Source organism: Sphingomonas sp., from assembly GCF_041661825.1.
Taxonomy (GTDB): domain Bacteria; phylum Pseudomonadota; class Alphaproteobacteria; order Sphingomonadales; family Sphingomonadaceae; genus Sphingomonas.
In genome coordinates this window covers 145,226-160,773 of the sequence record NZ_JBAZTU010000002.1, presented here as the reverse complement: position 1 = coordinate 160,773, position 15,548 = coordinate 145,226, and the positions used below count along the sequence as shown (strand labels likewise).

The following is a 15,548-nucleotide window of genomic DNA, read 5'->3' as shown; positions in this document are numbered from 1 at the left end:
GGGGCCCCCGTCCGCGATGGCCACGATCTAGGTCGGCATGACGACTCTATCCATTATCCCTAAGGATGAGCGACGTACTGCCACCAGCCGGACTGCCACTATCCCGATGAGGGCCACCAACGCCCCGGCGATCATGTCCGACAGGTAATGCGTGCCCTCGACCGGGGTGGAGAGCAGCATCGCGACGTTGAGGATGGTAAGCGGCCAGCGCAGCCGGCGGAACGGCCAGGCGGCGGCGATGTAGAGCACCGCGCTGGCAGTGTGGAAGCTGGGCGCGGACACCAGCCCGCGCAGGTCGCCGAGATCGACATGGCTCACCGCGTGGAGGCGCAGTGCGGGAATGATCGTCGACTCGGAGAGCTGGCTGACCGGCATATAGGGAATCGGGCCCCGCCACAGGAACGCCAGCGGTCCTTCCGCCGGAATGAAGCGGAACAGGATCAGCGAGATGACCGCGGCGAGCCAGAAGGACGCGATGAACGAGCGCGCCGCGCCGCGATGGTCGTGCCACGCGAAATAGCCGAGCAGGATGACGGGCGTCACGAAGATGCTCTGATAGGCGGCGATGCCGAGCAGTTGCAGCGAGCGGTGCGCTGCGACCAGATCGTACCAGGCGATCCAGTTGAAGCGCAGCATCGCATCGATCTGCTGCAAGGTGGGATCGATGAAGCCGTGACTGCCGGCCGATAGCGGATAGGTCGCGGTTGCGCCCATCAGCGAGATCAGGGTGAACAGGCCGAAATACTCGGCCACGTCGCGCGCGATACGGCGCCCCTTGGTCGGCGGATGGCGCAGCGCGTAGCGCGTGGTGGCGGCGGCGATGCCCAGCGCGGAGAAGGCGAGCGTACTGCGCGCCCAGGGATCGATCCGGAGGTCCTGCCACGCCATCAGCGCGATCAGGGCGGCGAGGCTGAGCAGGGTGCCGGCCGTTACCCATGTGCCAGGGATCGCATGGGCGGCGGCGCTGGTTGGTGAGGCGTTCTGGAGGCGGGCGGTCCGGAAGGTCGATCGGGAGAAGTGGAGCAAGCGCGTGCCTCGGATGGGGGCGCCGTGAGCGGCGAGCCTGTGATGTGATTCACGATCGCCGTGATGTGCCGACGATAGCGTGAACTGTCCGTGACGTCTGCATGAACTTGTCGATCGGAGGCAAGCGACCTGATCTGAATCAACGCCGGCCGCTAACGACTCGCAACAGGTTGAGATCGCGGAACGAACTCTCTGCGCTGCGGTTGATCCCGCGACAAACAGGAGGTTCTCATGGCCGATACGAAACAGGATGCAATCGCTCTCCTCAAGGCGGATCACCGCACCGTGGAGGCATTGTTCGAGCAGTTCGAAAGCGCGACCGGATCCGCGAAGAAGCAGAAGATCGCGATGCAGATCTGCCTCGAGCTGACCGTCCATGCCCAGATCGAGGAGGAAATCTTCTATCCGGCCTGCGAGGGCAAGATCGAGGAGGACCTGCTCAAGGAAGCCTATGTCGAGCATGACGGGGCGAAGGTGCTGATCGCCGAGATCGAAGCGGGCAGCCCCGACGATGACTATTACGACGCGAAGGTGAAGGTGCTGTCCGAGCAGATCGAGCACCATGTCGAGGAGGAAGAGAAGCGCATGGAAGGCATGTTCTCCCAGGCGCGGCATGCCGGGCTCGACATGGATGCGCTGGGCGACCAACTCCGTGCCCGCAAGGAGGAGCTGATCGCCACCTACAAGGCGTCCGGCCTGCCCAAGCCCGAAACGACGACGCTCGAGACAGTGACGGTCTAGGCCGCTTTCGAGGCTGCGCCGGTGCAATTGGCGGGGAGATCGGGCTGCCGATCGACCCGCTGCACCGGCATGAAGTGATAGATGCCCGATTCCTCCGCCGCGACGCGGGCACGCAGGCGCCGGATGAGCGTCTGGACGCTGCGACGATAACCCGGCCAGTCCTCTGCTCCGGGAAGACCTTTCCAGTCCGCCATGTGGCGTTCGAAATCGGCGTGCAGGGCGCGGAGCTGCGCAAGCGACTGGACGGCGAGTTGTGCGATATGCGGGCGCCGGTCGTCCATCAACGGCACCACCACCAGCGCCTCGTCATTGGACAGATGAGCCATCACCTCGCGCGTGAAGCTCCACAGCTTCTGGGTGAAGATGCCGGGCGCCTCGGGAAACGGGCCGGCGGCCATGGCGTCGAGCGTATCCGCCATTTCCAGGACCCGGCGGTGCTCCGCTTCCAGCTTGGCGATCGGCATTCAATTCCCCTTGTGTTGGCTCCACGCTAGCGGAAGGACGGCAACCAAGGTGTTGACGGGGGGCATCGTGAAAATACGTAGCCAGCCAATTCTCCCCAAATACAAAAATGCATCCGAAGCGCGGTGGTGAAGTGGAACGGTGGGCCGGCGAGATGGTTGTATTACCAGCGAAACAATCGAGAGGAGCATGTCGTGGGTAAAGGGATCTTGCTGTGGCTGATCGGCATTCCGCTCCCGATCATCATTCTGCTGTTGATCTTCTGGCACTGATCCGGCGCGACCCTGTGGTGCGCCGTCTGCCGAACAGCGCGGATGGGCAAGGGGCCTGTTCGCAGTGGCGCAAGCCGTTCTTGATCTGACATGCACCTGGTATCGCAGCGATTTCGTTCGATTGTGACGCCGAATTCATTGTTGCCGGATTTGCCGGAAGAATAGGGTCTTCGCTGGTTGCGGGGACGATTCCAGTGAAGACATTGTGGCGATGGGCGGCGCTCGGTGTGATCGCGGAGGTCGGGAGCGTAGCGGCGCGCGCCGCCGATGATCCGGTGAAGATCGCTGAGGCGTTCGGCGCTCAGCCCTGGGTGCAAAGCGTCGACCTTTCGCCGGACGGCAAGCATGTCGTGTTCGTCTCGCCCGGTGCGGGGCCGATGAACACGGCCGTGGTCGAGGATGTCGCGACGGGCGAGATGAAGACCGTCACCTACGCCGACGGCAAGCCGTTGCGGATCACCAGGTGCGGCTGGTCCGCCAACGACCGGCTCGTGTGCGAGCTTTACGGCGTATCGGACCTGCAGGATCGCAAGCTCGGCTGGAACCGGATCGTCGCGGTCGACGCCGACGGCACCAAGGCGCTGGCGATGGGGAAGCCCAACCGGGCGATGTATTACGGCCCCAGGACCTATGACGGCCGCGTTGTCGACTGGCTGTCCGGCGCCGATGCGCAGATCTTGATGATCCGCTTCCGAAAGGACGGCGTGATGGGCCTGGAACGGGTCGATACGCGGACGGCTGAGGGGGAGCGGGTCAAGGCGCCCGACGCCGGGAGCTATATCACCGACGGGAACGGCACGGTCCGCTTCACCGCTGAGTATAATTTCAACAACCAGTTCAATTATACGGGGAAGGTGACCTATCGTTACCAGCCGGGGCACGATGGCGACTGGCAGGTCTTCAGCCGGATCGATGTCGACGGAAAAGGCCTGAGGCCCGCGGTCGTCGATGCACAGAAGAATATCGTCTACGCTTTTCAGAAGCTGGATGGGCGAGATGCGCTGTACAGCGTCGCGCTGGATGGCTCGATGAAGACCGAGCTCGTCTTCGCGCATCCCCAGGTCGATGTGAGCGGAGTCCAGACGATCGGCCGGCACGAACGGCCGATCGGGTACAGCTACATCACCGACCAGCAGCATGCGGTCTATTTCGATCCGGAATATCGGACCCTGGCGGCGAGCCTGACCAAGGTTCTGCCCAAGCTGCCCACCATCGTGTTCGAGGGGGCAAGCGCGGACGAGCGCAAGCTGCTGGTGTTCGCCGCGAGCGACGTGGATGCCGGGCATTATTATCTGTTCGACCGGGACACCAAGCATCTGACCGAAGTGCTGCGCGCGCGTCCGCAACTCGATACCCGCAAGCTGGCCGAGCAGCGCCCGATCTCCTACCCGGCGGCGGACGGCACGATGATCCCCGCCTATCTGACCCTGCCCGTCGGATCGACCGGGAAGGGGCTGCCCGCGATCGTGATGCCGCATGGCGGGCCGGCGTCGCGCGACGTGTGGGGGTTCGACTGGCTGGCCCAGTTCTTCGCCGCGCGCGGCTATGCCGTGCTGCAACCGCAGTTCCGCGGATCTACCGGCTATGGCGACGCCTTTCTGAGCGAGAGCGGATTCAAGTCCTGGCGCATCGCAGTCGGTGACGTGATCGACGCCGGGCGATGGCTGACCAAACAGGGCATTGCTGATCCCGATCGGCTCGGCATCTTCGGCTGGTCCTATGGCGGCTATGCGGCGTTGCAGGTCAATTACCTCGATCCGGGCCTGTTCAAGGTGGTAGTCGCGGTGGCGCCGGTCACTGATCTGCAAGCGTTGCGAAGCGATCAGCGCGACCATCAGAATGCCGTGCTCGTCTCGAAATTCGTCGGCTCGAATGCCAATGCGGCCGAGGGGTCTCCAGTGCGGCACGCCGACATCTTCCAGGCACCGGTCCTGATGTTTCATGGCGATCAGGACCTGAACGTCGACATCAGGGATTCGCGGCAGATGGATTCGGCGCTGCGGGCGGCGGGGAAATCGACCCGGCTGGTCGTCTATCCGGGGCTGGACCACCAGCTCGACGACAGCAAGGTCCGCGCCGACCTGCTGGCCCAGACGGATGCCTTCCTCGCAAAGACGCTGAAGCGCGGAGACTCGGGCAACCCCGGAACGGCCTTTCCTCCCGACCGTTGAGGTGCGCAAGGAGAAGAGCCATGACCGAGACCGTTCGCGGCACCCCGGATATCCCGCCGGAAAACGGCAAGCGCGCATCGATCGATTCAGCGACGGGCGAAGTTCATGGCAGCGGCGTGGGCGCGGGGGGCGGTAGTTCGGGCGAGGATTACGACAGCGACAGCGCCGCGGGCGACGGCCCGGTGCCTCTTCCAGGTCAGCCCGAACGCCTCGCCCAACAGCGTGGGTAATCGACATGGCGCTCATCGGACGCTGTCATTGCGGACGCAATGCCTTCGAGATTGACGGGGAACTGCCCGAGAAGCTCACCCGCTGTACCTGTTCCTTTTGTTCGAAGCGCGGGCATCTATACGCTTACTACGAACCCGCGCAGCTAAAGGTGACTCAGGCGGACAGCGACGCGGTGTATCGCTGGAATTCCAGGACGGTCGCCAACCATTTCTGCAGCGCGTGCGGCTGCGACCTTTATGCCGACAGCCCGGATTTCAAACCGGACGGGAGTTGGGATGGCAAGACCCGACGGGTCGCCGTGAACGCGCGGCTATTCGAGGATTTCGAGGCAGCGGATTGGCCGGTGACGGTATTGGACGGCAAGCATCTTTGGTGAGGTGCGCATTCCACATGCGCATGATCGCCGTTAGTTCGGCACCTTCAGCCCGATCTTCTTCGCCTTGTCCGGCAGGTCCTTCTGCAGGGCGATGGCGGCGGCGATGTCCGCCTTGGCCTGGGCGGTCATGCCTTTGCGGTGCTCGGCCAGGCCGCGGCCGTAGAGCGACCAAGCCATTTTCGGTTCCAGCGCGAGCGCGGCGTTATAGTCTGCCAGCGCCTTGTCGAGATCGCCGTTGCGCAGACGGGCAAGGCCCCGGCTGTCGAGAAAGGCCGCCGTCTTCGGGCGGAGCCTGAGCGCGCGGTCGCAATCCCCGATCGCCTTGTCCAGGTCCTTGCCGGCAAGCGCGCGCGCCCAGCAGCGGCCGTTGAGCGCCATCGGCATACGGTTGTCGGCCGGATGAGCGGCGATCCAGCGATCATATTGCGCTACCGAGGCGCCCGGGTCGTCGAGCGATTCGTAATAGCTTCCGAGAGACAGGCGCAGGTCGGAGGATTCGGACAGGGCGTGTTCGACCGCGTCCACGTCTGCGCGTGCCCCCGCTTTGTCGTCGGCGCGGAACCGCACGCCTGCCCGCATCAGCTGCGCCTCAGGGTAGGCGGGTTTCAGGGTCAGTGCGCGATCCAGGTCGGTCCGCGCCTCGCCGGGTTTCTCGGTGCGGATCAGGACCAGCGCGCGCTGGTAGCGATATTCGGCATTGTCGGGCGCGAGATCGACCGCACGGGTGAGGTCGGCCAGGGCGCCCCTGAAGTCGCTGCGCGCGGCGCGGGCATTGCCGCGAAGGCTGAAGTCCTGTGCGGTCGCCGGGCCGGCGACCGCACCGGTAGAATCCGCCGGGGTGGTCTTCGCGTCCGCAGCGGCCATTGCTTCGGCCTTCCTGACGCTGAGATCGAAGACCGGCCCGCCATTATAGGTGAAGAAGATGCGGCGCTGCGCGTTCGAGACATAGACGCGGTGCGACAGGAAAAAATCCGCACCGATCAGCATGTCGAAGTCGGTCTGGTTGATATCGGCGAAGCGCAGGCGGATCTTGCGGATCTCCTCGTCGCCGATCTTCAGGCTCTGGAACGGGCCGATCCAGCTCGCGTAGGTGCGCCGCCCGATGCCGCCTGACTCGCCGGCCGGCTCGACCCCGGGCGAATCCGGCTTGATGCCGGCGCGGGCCGCGGCGCCCTTGGTGATCATCGTGGTCGCGGCACCGGTATCGAAGATCGCCCGGATTTTCACGCCGTTCAGCATCACGGTGCCAGCAGTATGCGGGGCGGCCGGCGTGGGCGTCTCGATCTCGATCACCGAGACGGCGAGCTTCTTTTCCGCCGCCCAATAAGCGAGGTTCACATTGCCGCAGTTCTTCGACTTCATCAGCCGGATCGCACCGCCGGCAAGGTCATATTCCACATCGCCGATGCCAAGGACGTTCTGGCCGAGCAATCCGGTGCCGCCCATCTCGCCGCCACCGACCATGAATTCGATATTGTGCAGATTGGCCTCGCCCAGCCCGAAATCCTTCACCCGGGCGATCGAGATGCGCGTCTCCCCGCCGATGCCGATCACCCGCATGTTCCCCGGCGCGTCGCTGAGCTTCAATCCCAGTTCGGCCGCCGAGCCCGGCGAGATGTTGCTGTAGAAGGCGCCGCTGTCGACGATGAATTTGACATCGTGACCGTTGATCCTGGCCGGCACCATCGGGCGGAGGCCGGACATGGTGACGGGCAGCTGCAGCATCTGGCCGACGGAGCATTTGGTTTCGGCCGAAGCGGGAAGGGCGACGGCGCCGGCAGCGAGCGCGGCAAGCATGGGCAGGGTCCGCACCTAAGGTCCTTCTTTTCATGGCGTTATCGCACGGCATTGGTCGCGCGCCGGCGCGGTGCGGTCAACTGGATGTTGCGCGAATTGGTTGTTTCGGCCGTGCCGTGGGTTCGTGCTACGCAACGTCATGATCAAGGCCCGCGCGGTACCCGCCCCGACCGACAGCATGCTGGCGACGCTCTACCCGGGCGCCGACCTGGTGGACGCCTATGCCGTCGCGCTGCCGGCCGATGCGACGGGCGATATCGAGCGACTGGCACGCGCCGTACTGGGACAGCCAGCGGGCTGGGCGCGCACGCTGATGCGGATACGCGATACGGTGATGGCGCCGCTGGGGGTGAAGACATCAGCTGCGATTGCGCAGGGCCAGCCGGGCGAGCGGATCGATTTCTTCCCGGTGCTGGACCGGTCGCCGCGTGAGCTGGTGCTGGGCGAGGACGACCGGCATCTCGATTTCCGGACCTCCACGCTGGTCCGCAATGCGGCCAGCGGGGAGGGGCGGGAACTGGTCGCGATCACCGTTGTGCATTGCCACAATATGCTGGGGCGCGCGTATCTCGCGGTGATCGCGCCATTTCACCGGGTGATCGTGAAATCTTATCTGACCCGGGCGGCGCAGCGAGGCTGGCCGACCGAGTCCTAGACAATCGCCGCCGTCACGCCGCGACCGCCGCCTTGCCCCGCGCCGTCATCAGGTTCTTCAGGACGGCGACCCGCTGGCGTTCCGCCGTCCAGTCCCGCGAAGGACGCGCCTGAATCTGGTCGAGTAGAGCGCGAAGTTCCTTGTCCCAGTGTGCGCCATTGATGGACATATCTGCCTCCATGCGTTGCGTTTCGTCCAGTGAACGGGGCGGCGATCTGCCGGTTCCGCATTCTATCGAAGGTACGGGGCGTGCCGGCGAACGTGACCTCGGCACGGGGCGGGCCCGAAATCCTGTCTGAAAATCAAGGTAAACCTCGATCTGCATCGACACAACCTCCATTGACTTTGATACTCCCCTGATGTGATGATGTATCAAATAACGGGAGAGATCGACGATGCGTACCCTGTTGCTGACGACGACCTGCCTCTGCCTCGCGGCCTGTGGCAGACCCTCCGACAGGGAGGCCGATTCCGCGTCGACCTCCTCCGCCCCTTCCGCTCAGATGCAGGCGCCCGCGACGTCCGAACGGGCGGTGACTTATGATGTCGCCGCTCCACCCGCCATGGTCGCGCCCGGTGGGATCGGGGTGACCGCCGCGCCGGGCGTCGCCTTTTCCTATCATTATGCTTTCCGCCTGCCCTCGGCCCGCATCGCGGCCGCGCAGGAAGCGCATGCCCAGGCGTGCGAGAAGCTCGGTATCGCGCGTTGCCGTATTACCGGCATGCGGTACCGGCTGCTCGGGGAGAATAATGTCGAGGCGATGCTTGCCTTCAAGCTCGATCCCACGATCGCGCGCGACTTCGGCAAAAAGGGTATCGGCGTGGTCGAGGCGGCCGAAGGCACGCTGGTCGATGCCGAGATTACCGGCACAGATGCCGGCGCCGCGATCGGCCGGCTGAATACCCAACGGACGCGCGCGAGCGAGGAACTGAAGCGGATCGATGCCGAGCTGGCCAAACCCAAGCTCTCCGAGGAAGAGCGCGTCGAGCTTCAGCGTCAGCGTGCCGAGATCGCGCAGAGGATCGAGGCGACCAAGGACAGTACGGCGGAGCAGCAGGAGAGCCTGGCCGACACGCCGATGGTGTTCGATTACGGATCGGGCAAGGCCGTCCGCGGCTTCGACGCAAGCTCGCCGCTGACCAGCGCGGCCGATACCGCGATTGGATCGGTCCAGGTGACGATCGCCGTCATCCTTGGCCTGCTCGCCTTTTTCGGGCCGCCGGGGATCGTCGTGCTGCTCGGCTGGCTGGCGTGGCGGCGTTTCCGGCCGCGCGAGCGCGCCGCGGCGGCAACGTCGGCGACCGAAGAACCGGCGAATGGAAGCTGAAAATCGCCGCGGGGAGATGGCTCCCCGCGGCGGCGGTTTACGCAGCGTCGGCGCGGTGCGGGAGTTTCCAGCCCGGGCGGACGAAGTGGCAGGTATAGCCGTTGGGAAGCCGTTCGAGATAATCCTGATGCTCGGGCTCGGCCTCCCAGAAATCGCCGGCTGGAGTCACCTCGGTGACGACCTTGCCGGGCCACAGACCGGAGGCGTCGACATCGGCGATGGTGTCTTCGGCGACCGCTTTCTGCTCCGGGCTCGTATAGAAGATCGCCGAACGGTAGCTGGCGCCGACATCATTGCCCTGACGGTTCTTCGTGCTCGGATCGTGGATCTGGAAGAAGAATTCGAGCAGGTTGCGAAAGCTCGTCACCTCGGGATCGAAGACGATCTCGATCGCCTCGGCATGATTGCCATGGTTGCGATAGGTCGCGTTGGGAACTTCGCCGCCGGAATAGCCGACGCGCGTCGAGATCACGCCGGGCTGGCGGCGCACCAGATCCTGCACGCCCCAAAAGCAGCCGCCGGCGAGAATTGCGGTTTCCTGGCTCATGCAACTTCCTCCACTTGGTTCAGATACGCGCCGTAACCCTGCACCTCCATCTCGTCGCGATGGACGAAGCGAAGCGAGGCGGAGTTGATGCAATAGCGCAGGCCACCGCGATCGCGCGGGCCGTCGTCGAAGACATGGCCGAGATGACTGTCGCCACCCGCCGAGCGCACTTCGATGCGCACCATGCCGAGGCTGGCATCGCGCAGCTCGCTTACGTTGGCGGGCTCGATCGGCTTGGTGAAGCTCGGCCAGCCGCAGCCGGATTCATATTTGTCTGATGACGCAAACAAGGGCTCGCCGGAGACGATATCGACATAGATACCGGGCTCCTTGTTGTTCAGATATTTGCCCGTGCCGGGGCGTTCCGTCCCGCTTTTCTGCGTGACGTAGAATTCTTCCGGGGTGAGGGCGGCGACGGCCTCGGCCGTCTTGCGATACTCGGTCATTGGGTACCTCCGTTTCGGCGACGGATATGGGGTGGCGTGTCTTGTTGTTCCAGAGGACGCCGGCTCGGGCCCGATGTCGATTCCCGCCTATATTCCGGCGCTGATCGGTCGCAGCATCGCGCCGTCGCTGATAGTGCGTCATTGCCGTCGGAGCGCGATCATGACCCGCGGATTTTTCCTGCTGTTCGGCCTCGCCGCCTATTTGATCTTCTTTGCCACCTTCCTCTATCTCGTCGCCTTTGTCGGCAACCTGCCCTGGGTGCCGCTGACGGTCGATCGCGGCGGGCCGGTCGGCGGTGCGGGGCTGGCCGCGATCGTCGATCTTGCGCTGGTCGCGCTGTTCGGCGTGCAGCACAGCGTGATGGCGCGGCCTGCATTCAAGCGGCAATGGACCCGGATCGTGCCGGAGCCGATCGAGCGCAGCGTCTATGTACTGCTGGCCAGCCTCGCGCTGATCGTCCTGTTCCTGTTCTGGCGGCCGATCCCGACGGTGATCTGGTCGGTCGAGAATCCGGCGGCCGTGATCGCGATCTATGCTCTGTTCGCTACCGGCTGGGGGATCGTGCTGCTCAGCACCTTCCTGATCAGCCATTTCGAGCTGTTCGGCCTGAAGCAGGTCTGGGGCCATGCGCGGAACGCTGCGGCGTCCGCGCCGGTGTTCCGGAAGCCTTTCTTCTACAAGCTCGTCCGGCATCCGCTGTATAGCGGCTTCATTCTGGCCTTCTGGGCGATCCCGGTGATGACCGCGGGGCATCTGCTGCTCGCTGCTTCGATGTTCGTCTATATCCTGATCGCGATCCGGCACGAGGAGCGCGATCTGGTCGGCATGTTCGGCGATCATTATGTCCAGTATCGCGACGAGGTCGGCATGCTCGCGCCGAAGCTGCGCCGGTGAGTGGCGCCGGGCCGTGCTGACCCCTTTTTTACAGCCAGGTGGCGACACAGGCGCCTAGCACGGCTGTGCCCATCAGGATGTTGAAGAGGCGCTCCCCCCGGGGCGACAGCGCGATCGTCCCGAAGACCATGCCGAGGACGAGCCATCCCAGGTCCACGACGACCATCACCGCAACGCACAGCAGCCATTTCAGCGCGCCGTCAGCAAGCCCCGCCGATGACGGCAGCAAGGCGAACGAGCCGAACAGCGACGCGAAGGCGAGATAGGCCTTGGGATTGGCGACACCCAGGAAGAAAGCGCCCTTGCTGGTGAGCGATCCGCCCGGAGCGTCGCCGATCACGGTGCCGCCGACCGGAGCCGACGCGATCGTCCAGGCCAGCCAGAGGAGATAGATCGTCGCCAGGATCATCAGCACAGTCTGCAAGACCGGAAAGGCGCTGAGGACGCCGGTTAGTCCCGCGACGCTGACTGCCGCCGCGATCGCCAGGCCCAATTGCATCGCACCATAAAATCGCACGGCCGCGCGACGTGGGAAGCTTCGCCCCACGGCGACGAGCGCAGTGATGCCTGGCCCCGGCGATCCGAGGAGGGCGGTGGCTGCCAGGACAAAGGCGAAGGCTTCAGCGATCATGGTGCGACTCATCATATAAAGATATCTTTATATCTTTATATGATGAAGATTCGGCGCCTGCAACTTCGGACATCTCACGTGGGGTCGTTCCACCGGCCAGGATGGCGGCGCCCGCTTCGACAGGATATTACCCAGCGAGTTTTCCAAGACGTCGATTGGGATGGGCGTCGAGGCAGCGGCCTCTCCTCATTCCGGCGCGTGGCAGACGAATTCCACCAGGCGATCGTCCGGATCGCGGAGATAGCCGGCATAATAATTCGGGTGGATATGCGGGGCGAGGGCCGGTTCGCGGTCTAGCTTGTGCCCGGCGTCGCGGCCGAGCGCACAGATGCGCTCGACGGTAGCGCGATCGGTCGCGCGGAAGGCGAAGTGCACATTCGCCGAAGGATTTCCCTCCAGAAGGAAGAGATCGAGCGACAGGCCGTCGCCGAAGCCCTTGGCGGGGCCATCGACCGTCAGCTTGTAGCCGAGCGGACCGAGCAGGTCAGTGTAGAAGCGCACGCTTTCGGCGAGATCGCGCGTCTTGAGTTCGAGATGGTCGATCATGATGGTCTTCCTTGGGATCGTGAGAGGGAGAGCGGCGCGTCGACATTGCCGCCGCACAGAGGGATGACGACCTTCTGCCCGCGCCACCGGTCCGGCTCGGCGATCAGGGCAGCGAGGCCGGCCGCGCCGGCTGGTTCGACGACAAGGTCGAGATGTTCGGCAATCAGCGCCATCGCGGTGCGGATCGCGTGGTCGTCGACCAGCACAACATCGTCGACAACGCGGCGGACGCATTCGACGGCGTAGGGGATCGGCACACGCACCGCGATGCCGTCAGCGATGGTGTCGGCCTGCGTGCCCATGGCCGCCTCGCCCGTGAGCACGGCCTGCGCCATCGCGGGCGCACCGGTGGCAGCGACGGCAACGATCCGCACCCCGGGCGCGGCGTGGCGGAACCAGGCGCCGACCCCCGAGACCAGCGCGCCGTTGCCGAGCGGCAGCAGGATGTGATCGAAGGCGTCCGCATCGCGCGACAATTCCATGCCGATCGAGCCCGCACCCTCCGCAATGGAGCGCGCCGCGCCGTCTTCGACATAGACCCGGCCCGTGCGGCGGGCATGGTTCTCGGCCTCGGCCTTGGCGGCGTCATAGTCATGGCCGGCGAGCCTGACATCCGCGCCGAGATCACGCATGGCGGCGACCTTGCAGGCGGCCGCGCCAGTGGCGGCGAAGACAGTGAGCGGCATGGCGCGGCGGCGTGCGGCCCAGGCGAGGCCCTGGCCGAAATTGCCGGCCGATCCGCACACCAGATGCTCCGCCCGGGCCAGCCCGGCGACGAACGCGCAGGCGCCGCGCCCCTTGAAAGAGCGGATCGGTGTGGCCGTTTCGTCCTTGAACTGCACCGTGATGCCGAGCGCGCGGTCGAGCGAGGTGGCACGGCGCATCGGCGTGTCGAGAAAGACCCGGTCGATCGACTCTCGGGCGGCGGCGATGGCAGTGGCGGAGGGGTATTGCATGGTGGGGAGGATATCGCGGACACGCACCGGAAATCGACGAAGGCGAGGGCCGGATTGCCGGAATTCGGCGCAATATCGTTATAGATGACGGATCATGGCGAAGACTGACCTGGATCGATTCGACCGCAAGCTGCTGCAGATCGTGCAGCAGGAGAACGACCTGACCGCCGACATACTCGCGGAGCGGGTCGGCCTGTCCGCCTCGGCGGTGCTGCGACGGCTGAAGCGCCTGCGGCAGGACGGGGTGATCCTGGCCAATGTCGCGGTGGTCGATCCGGTGAGGGTGGGCAAACCCGCCTTCTTCATCGTCGCGCTGGAGATCGAGCGCGAACGGCCGGAGCTGATCGGGCGCTTGCGGCAGTGGATGACGGCGGAGGAATGCATCCAGGAGATCTTCTATGTCACCGGGACGGCGGATTTCATCCTGGTCGTGACCGCGCCGGACATCGAGGCCTATGACGCGTTCATGAGCCGCTTGGTGGCGGAGAATCCCAATGTGCGCCGGTTCACGACCAATGTCGCGCTTGGTGTCGCCAAGCGCAGCCTGGCGATCCCCATCGCGCTGGACGACTGAGTTTTCCGGGAGGCTGAAGCGACCCGGGAAAGATGTTGTCCGTGCCTCCACGGAATCCCCACATCTTCCTCATGCCGCGTCCATTCCCGGGCTGTAGACGGTCGCCAAACCGTCAAGGGAGACAGGCTGTGGCGAGCGGAAATTGGAATTACCGGGCGGGCGTTGCGCTGGCGATTGCCGCCGCGTTCCTGATCACCTGGATGAATCTTGCCGTCGGGATTGCCGGCGAAGAGGACAATCCGGTCAATCTGAGCTTTTTCGGGTTGGTCGCGGTCGCCGCCGTCGGGGCATTTGCCGCCGAAGGCCGCGCCAGGGGAATGGCGCGGACCATGGTCAGCGTCGCCGCGATCCAGATCATGCTTGGCGTTATCGTCTCGACCGGACCCGTTGCGGCGCAGGAACCTTCCGGGCCAGCGGGATTGTTCGCGCTGAACGGGTTCTTCGCGCTGCTGTGGCTGGTTTCCGGCGCGCTGTTCGCAAAGGCGACGCAGGCGCGCCGGGGCCCGGCGACGACCGCCTAGTTCGGCAGGGCTTCCTTGCCGTCCGCTACATTGATGACTCGTCCGCCATCATAGGCGAGCACGCCGGGGATGGCGGCGAGCCGGTTCATCAGCAGCGTGTTGGTGTCGACGAACGGGCCCACCGCGTGAAACGTGGCAGGCGAGACGGAAGCGGGATCGAGGCCGGCCGGCATGGCATCGTCGGCGCGCTTCGGCCGGAGCGCCACCGCGAAGAGCCCGTAATCCATCACTGCGGTTCGGCCCAGATCGACCTCTCCGGCGAGCTCTGGGATGGGGGAAGGTGCCCAGGCCTTGGCGAAGAACATCGTGCCGAGATCAGTCACCGCGCCGGCGCGCGCGCTGAACCCGACCGTGCCGAAGCAGAAGCATTGGTAAAGGTAGTTGTTGAACCCCTCGCCGTAGAGGACATAGTCGCCGGGCGGAATCTCGGCGAGGACGACCGCCAGCTTGCCGGCCATGGCGACGACCTTCTTGGGTATGAGCGACAGGAAATTGGGCCGGCCCTCATAATCGAAGACGAAGGATTCGTACGGCCCCTTCTTTTTCCCGGCCTTGTCGAAGGCAGCGCGTTTTGCCGTCTCATAGGCCTGCATTTCCTCGTCCGAGGGGATGCGCAGGATATGAGCGGAGAATTTGCTGAAGTCGGTGTCGAGGCGAACCAGCACATAGGCCCTGGCGGGGGCGAGTTGAATCGGCTCGCCGGCCACGATCTGGCGGATCTCACTGCTCTCCTTCGCGGCGAGCGGACTCGCGCAGAAGACGAGGCAGGCGAGCAGGCAGCGCAGGACAGGCTTCATCACGGCTCGACCTTCGGCGTGGGGGGCACTGGGCCGGCCGCGATCCTGGCCTGCAGCCGGATCGCGCGCGGGACGTCCTCGCCCTCGTTGAGCAGCTTCCAGACATCCTCCGAGGTGCGGTAGCGGGCATAGCCGCGCGGGACCATGCACCGGTAGAGGCGCGACTGACGGATGCTCCGCTCGAGCGGCCCCGCGATGATCGCGGCGATCGCGTAACCGACAAGACCGAAACTGCCGCCGTCATAGGACACCTGGCGGGTCGCGTCGTTCCGTCGCCAGGGGACGAAGGAGGGCGACGACCGCGACACGCCGTGCGGCAGGAAGCGCCAGCAGAAGGAGAGATCGGCGCTGGCCTGCTCCACCGTCCCGCCCGGCTTGTGGAACACGATATATTTGCGGTCATCGCCCCATTGCTTGGCGGGTACCGCAAGATCGGGGAGCGCATCGTCCAGGGGCGGTGGCGCTGGCGCGGCCTGCGCGAACAGCGAGCCCGGACTGGCCAGCAGGATGATGGAAAACAGGACGCGCTTCATGGTTCCCCCCGGATTGCGGGAGGATAGGCGGCGCGTCCGACGG

At 65.1% G+C, this 15,548-nt stretch carries 20 protein-coding genes; 9 read left to right on the top strand and 11 right to left on the bottom strand.

The window, feature by feature from the left end; genetic code table 11:
- Positions 1-27 precede the first annotated feature (27 nt).
- Positions 28-1,026: a phosphatase PAP2 family protein gene (locus WC729_RS07800; protein ID WP_372851308.1), complete on the bottom strand. Its 999-nt coding sequence runs from the start codon at positions 1,024-1,026 to the stop codon at positions 28-30.
- Positions 1,027-1,257: 231 nt separating this feature from the next.
- On the opposite strand from WC729_RS07800, the gene WC729_RS07795 reads away from it, so the two are divergent.
- Positions 1,258-1,767 carry a hemerythrin domain-containing protein gene (locus tag WC729_RS07795; protein WP_372851306.1) on the top strand — a complete coding sequence of 170 codons (510 nt, stop codon included), beginning with the start codon at positions 1,258-1,260 and terminating at the stop codon, positions 1,765-1,767.
- Here WC729_RS07795 and WC729_RS07790 read toward each other — a convergent pair.
- Positions 1,764-2,231 (bottom strand): hemerythrin domain-containing protein, encoded by a 468-nt coding sequence (locus WC729_RS07790; protein WP_372851304.1) that lies wholly within the window; start codon positions 2,229-2,231, stop codon positions 1,764-1,766. The genes WC729_RS07795 and WC729_RS07790 overlap by 4 nt on opposite strands.
- 464 nt (positions 2,232-2,695) lie before the next feature.
- On the opposite strand from WC729_RS07790, the gene WC729_RS07785 reads away from it, so the two are divergent.
- From WC729_RS07785 to WC729_RS07775, 3 genes are read left to right on the top strand one after another with little or no spacing between them, the layout of a single operon-like run.
- The gene (locus WC729_RS07785) at positions 2,696-4,672 is read left to right on the top strand and encodes an alpha/beta fold hydrolase (protein ID WP_372851302.1); all 1,977 of its coding nucleotides are present in this window, start codon (positions 2,696-2,698) and stop codon (positions 4,670-4,672) included.
- Between the two features lie 20 nt (positions 4,673-4,692).
- Positions 4,693-4,902: a hypothetical protein gene (locus WC729_RS07780; protein ID WP_372851300.1), complete on the top strand. Its 210-nt coding sequence runs from the start codon at positions 4,693-4,695 to the stop codon at positions 4,900-4,902.
- Positions 4,903-4,907: 5 nt separating this feature from the next.
- Positions 4,908-5,279: a GFA family protein gene (locus WC729_RS07775; protein ID WP_372851298.1), complete on the top strand. Its 372-nt coding sequence runs from the start codon at positions 4,908-4,910 to the stop codon at positions 5,277-5,279.
- Between the two features lie 30 nt (positions 5,280-5,309).
- Here the strand turns inward: WC729_RS07775 and WC729_RS07770 are convergent, their stop codons facing one another.
- Positions 5,310-7,091, bottom strand: coding sequence for an aspartyl protease family protein (locus WC729_RS07770; RefSeq protein ID WP_372851296.1), 1,782 nt, complete (start codon positions 7,089-7,091; stop codon positions 5,310-5,312).
- Positions 7,092-7,215: 124 nt separating this feature from the next.
- On the opposite strand from WC729_RS07770, the gene WC729_RS07765 reads away from it, so the two are divergent.
- Positions 7,216-7,731, top strand: a complete 516-nt coding sequence (locus WC729_RS07765; RefSeq protein ID WP_372851294.1) for a DUF2867 domain-containing protein — start codon at positions 7,216-7,218, stop codon at positions 7,729-7,731.
- Between the two features lie 13 nt (positions 7,732-7,744).
- Here the strand turns inward: WC729_RS07765 and WC729_RS07760 are convergent, their stop codons facing one another.
- On the bottom strand, positions 7,745-7,900 hold the full coding sequence (locus WC729_RS07760) for a hypothetical protein (RefSeq protein WP_372851292.1): 156 nt from the start codon (positions 7,898-7,900) through the stop codon (positions 7,745-7,747).
- Between the two features lie 226 nt (positions 7,901-8,126).
- Here WC729_RS07760 and WC729_RS07755 point away from each other — a divergent pair, with 226 nt between their 5' ends.
- Positions 8,127-9,059, top strand: a complete 933-nt coding sequence (locus WC729_RS07755; protein WP_372851290.1) for a hypothetical protein — start codon at positions 8,127-8,129, stop codon at positions 9,057-9,059.
- A 37-nt stretch (positions 9,060-9,096) separates the two neighbouring features.
- On the opposite strand, the gene msrA is transcribed toward WC729_RS07755, so the two are convergent.
- Entirely contained in the window at positions 9,097-9,606 is a 510-nt protein-coding gene (gene msrA, locus WC729_RS07750) for a peptide-methionine (S)-S-oxide reductase MsrA (protein WP_372851288.1), read from the bottom strand.
- On the bottom strand, positions 9,603-10,052 hold the full coding sequence (msrB, locus tag WC729_RS07745) for a peptide-methionine (R)-S-oxide reductase MsrB (RefSeq protein ID WP_372851285.1): 450 nt from the start codon (positions 10,050-10,052) through the stop codon (positions 9,603-9,605). Before msrB ends, msrA begins: the two co-directional genes overlap by 4 nt.
- 160 nt (positions 10,053-10,212) lie before the next feature.
- Between msrB and mddA the strand changes: the two genes are divergently transcribed.
- Positions 10,213-10,947 carry a methanethiol S-methyltransferase gene (gene mddA, locus WC729_RS07740; RefSeq protein ID WP_372851283.1) on the top strand — a complete coding sequence of 245 codons (735 nt, stop codon included), beginning with the start codon at positions 10,213-10,215 and terminating at the stop codon, positions 10,945-10,947.
- Positions 10,948-10,975: 28 nt separating this feature from the next.
- Here mddA and WC729_RS07735 read toward each other — a convergent pair whose 3' ends face one another.
- The 3 genes from WC729_RS07735 to WC729_RS07725 form a co-directional block, all read right to left on the bottom strand.
- Positions 10,976-11,590 carry a LysE family translocator gene (locus WC729_RS07735; protein WP_372851281.1) on the bottom strand — a complete coding sequence of 205 codons (615 nt, stop codon included), beginning with the start codon at positions 11,588-11,590 and terminating at the stop codon, positions 10,976-10,978.
- Between the two features lie 174 nt (positions 11,591-11,764).
- The gene (locus tag WC729_RS07730; protein WP_372851279.1) at positions 11,765-12,124 is read right to left on the bottom strand and encodes a VOC family protein; all 360 of its coding nucleotides are present in this window, start codon (positions 12,122-12,124) and stop codon (positions 11,765-11,767) included.
- The gene (locus WC729_RS07725; protein ID WP_372851277.1) at positions 12,121-13,080 is read right to left on the bottom strand and encodes a threonine/serine dehydratase; all 960 of its coding nucleotides are present in this window, start codon (positions 13,078-13,080) and stop codon (positions 12,121-12,123) included. Before WC729_RS07725 ends, WC729_RS07730 begins: the two co-directional genes overlap by 4 nt.
- A gap of 94 nt (positions 13,081-13,174) precedes the next feature.
- On the opposite strand from WC729_RS07725, the gene WC729_RS07720 reads away from it, so the two are divergent.
- Together WC729_RS07720 and WC729_RS07715 are read left to right on the top strand one after the other, a co-directional pair.
- A complete protein-coding gene (locus WC729_RS07720) occupies positions 13,175-13,654 on the top strand; it encodes an Lrp/AsnC family transcriptional regulator (protein ID WP_372851275.1) in 480 nt (159 codons plus the stop codon).
- 128 nt (positions 13,655-13,782) lie between these two features.
- Positions 13,783-14,175: a hypothetical protein gene (locus WC729_RS07715; RefSeq protein WP_372851273.1), complete on the top strand. Its 393-nt coding sequence runs from the start codon at positions 13,783-13,785 to the stop codon at positions 14,173-14,175.
- Here the strand turns inward: WC729_RS07715 and WC729_RS07710 are convergent.
- Entirely contained in the window at positions 14,172-14,975 is an 804-nt protein-coding gene (locus tag WC729_RS07710) for a hypothetical protein (protein ID WP_372851271.1), read from the bottom strand. The genes WC729_RS07715 and WC729_RS07710 overlap by 4 nt on opposite strands.
- Positions 14,972-15,505 (bottom strand): hypothetical protein, encoded by a 534-nt coding sequence (locus WC729_RS07705; RefSeq protein ID WP_372851269.1) that lies wholly within the window; start codon positions 15,503-15,505, stop codon positions 14,972-14,974. Before WC729_RS07705 ends, WC729_RS07710 begins: the two co-directional genes overlap by 4 nt.
- Between the last annotated feature and the right edge of the window lie 43 nt (positions 15,506-15,548).

Coding starts and splice junctions, on each gene's coding strand:
- WC729_RS07755 (WP_372851290.1), top strand. CDS start 8,127: ATGCGTACCCTGTTGCTGACGACGACCTGCCTCTGCCTCGCGGCCTGT.
- msrB (WP_372851285.1), bottom strand. CDS start 10,052: ATGACCGAGTATCGCAAGACGGCCGAGGCCGTCGCCGCCCTCACCCCG.
- WC729_RS07775 (WP_372851298.1), top strand. CDS start 4,908: ATGGCGCTCATCGGACGCTGTCATTGCGGACGCAATGCCTTCGAGATT.
- WC729_RS07790 (WP_372851304.1), bottom strand. CDS start 2,231: ATGCCGATCGCCAAGCTGGAAGCGGAGCACCGCCGGGTCCTGGAAATG.
- WC729_RS07705 (WP_372851269.1), bottom strand. CDS start 15,505: ATGAAGCGCGTCCTGTTTTCCATCATCCTGCTGGCCAGTCCGGGCTCG.
- mddA (WP_372851283.1), top strand. CDS start 10,213: ATGACCCGCGGATTTTTCCTGCTGTTCGGCCTCGCCGCCTATTTGATC.
- WC729_RS07760 (WP_372851292.1), bottom strand. CDS start 7,900: ATGTCCATCAATGGCGCACACTGGGACAAGGAACTTCGCGCTCTACTC.
- WC729_RS07795 (WP_372851306.1), top strand. CDS start 1,258: ATGGCCGATACGAAACAGGATGCAATCGCTCTCCTCAAGGCGGATCAC.
- WC729_RS07735 (WP_372851281.1), bottom strand. CDS start 11,590: ATGAGTCGCACCATGATCGCTGAAGCCTTCGCCTTTGTCCTGGCAGCC.
- WC729_RS07765 (WP_372851294.1), top strand. CDS start 7,216: ATGATCAAGGCCCGCGCGGTACCCGCCCCGACCGACAGCATGCTGGCG.
- msrA (WP_372851288.1), bottom strand. CDS start 9,606: ATGAGCCAGGAAACCGCAATTCTCGCCGGCGGCTGCTTTTGGGGCGTG.
- WC729_RS07720 (WP_372851275.1), top strand. CDS start 13,175: ATGGCGAAGACTGACCTGGATCGATTCGACCGCAAGCTGCTGCAGATC.
- WC729_RS07730 (WP_372851279.1), bottom strand. CDS start 12,124: ATGATCGACCATCTCGAACTCAAGACGCGCGATCTCGCCGAAAGCGTG.
- WC729_RS07725 (WP_372851277.1), bottom strand. CDS start 13,080: ATGCAATACCCCTCCGCCACTGCCATCGCCGCCGCCCGAGAGTCGATC.
- WC729_RS07780 (WP_372851300.1), top strand. CDS start 4,693: ATGACCGAGACCGTTCGCGGCACCCCGGATATCCCGCCGGAAAACGGC.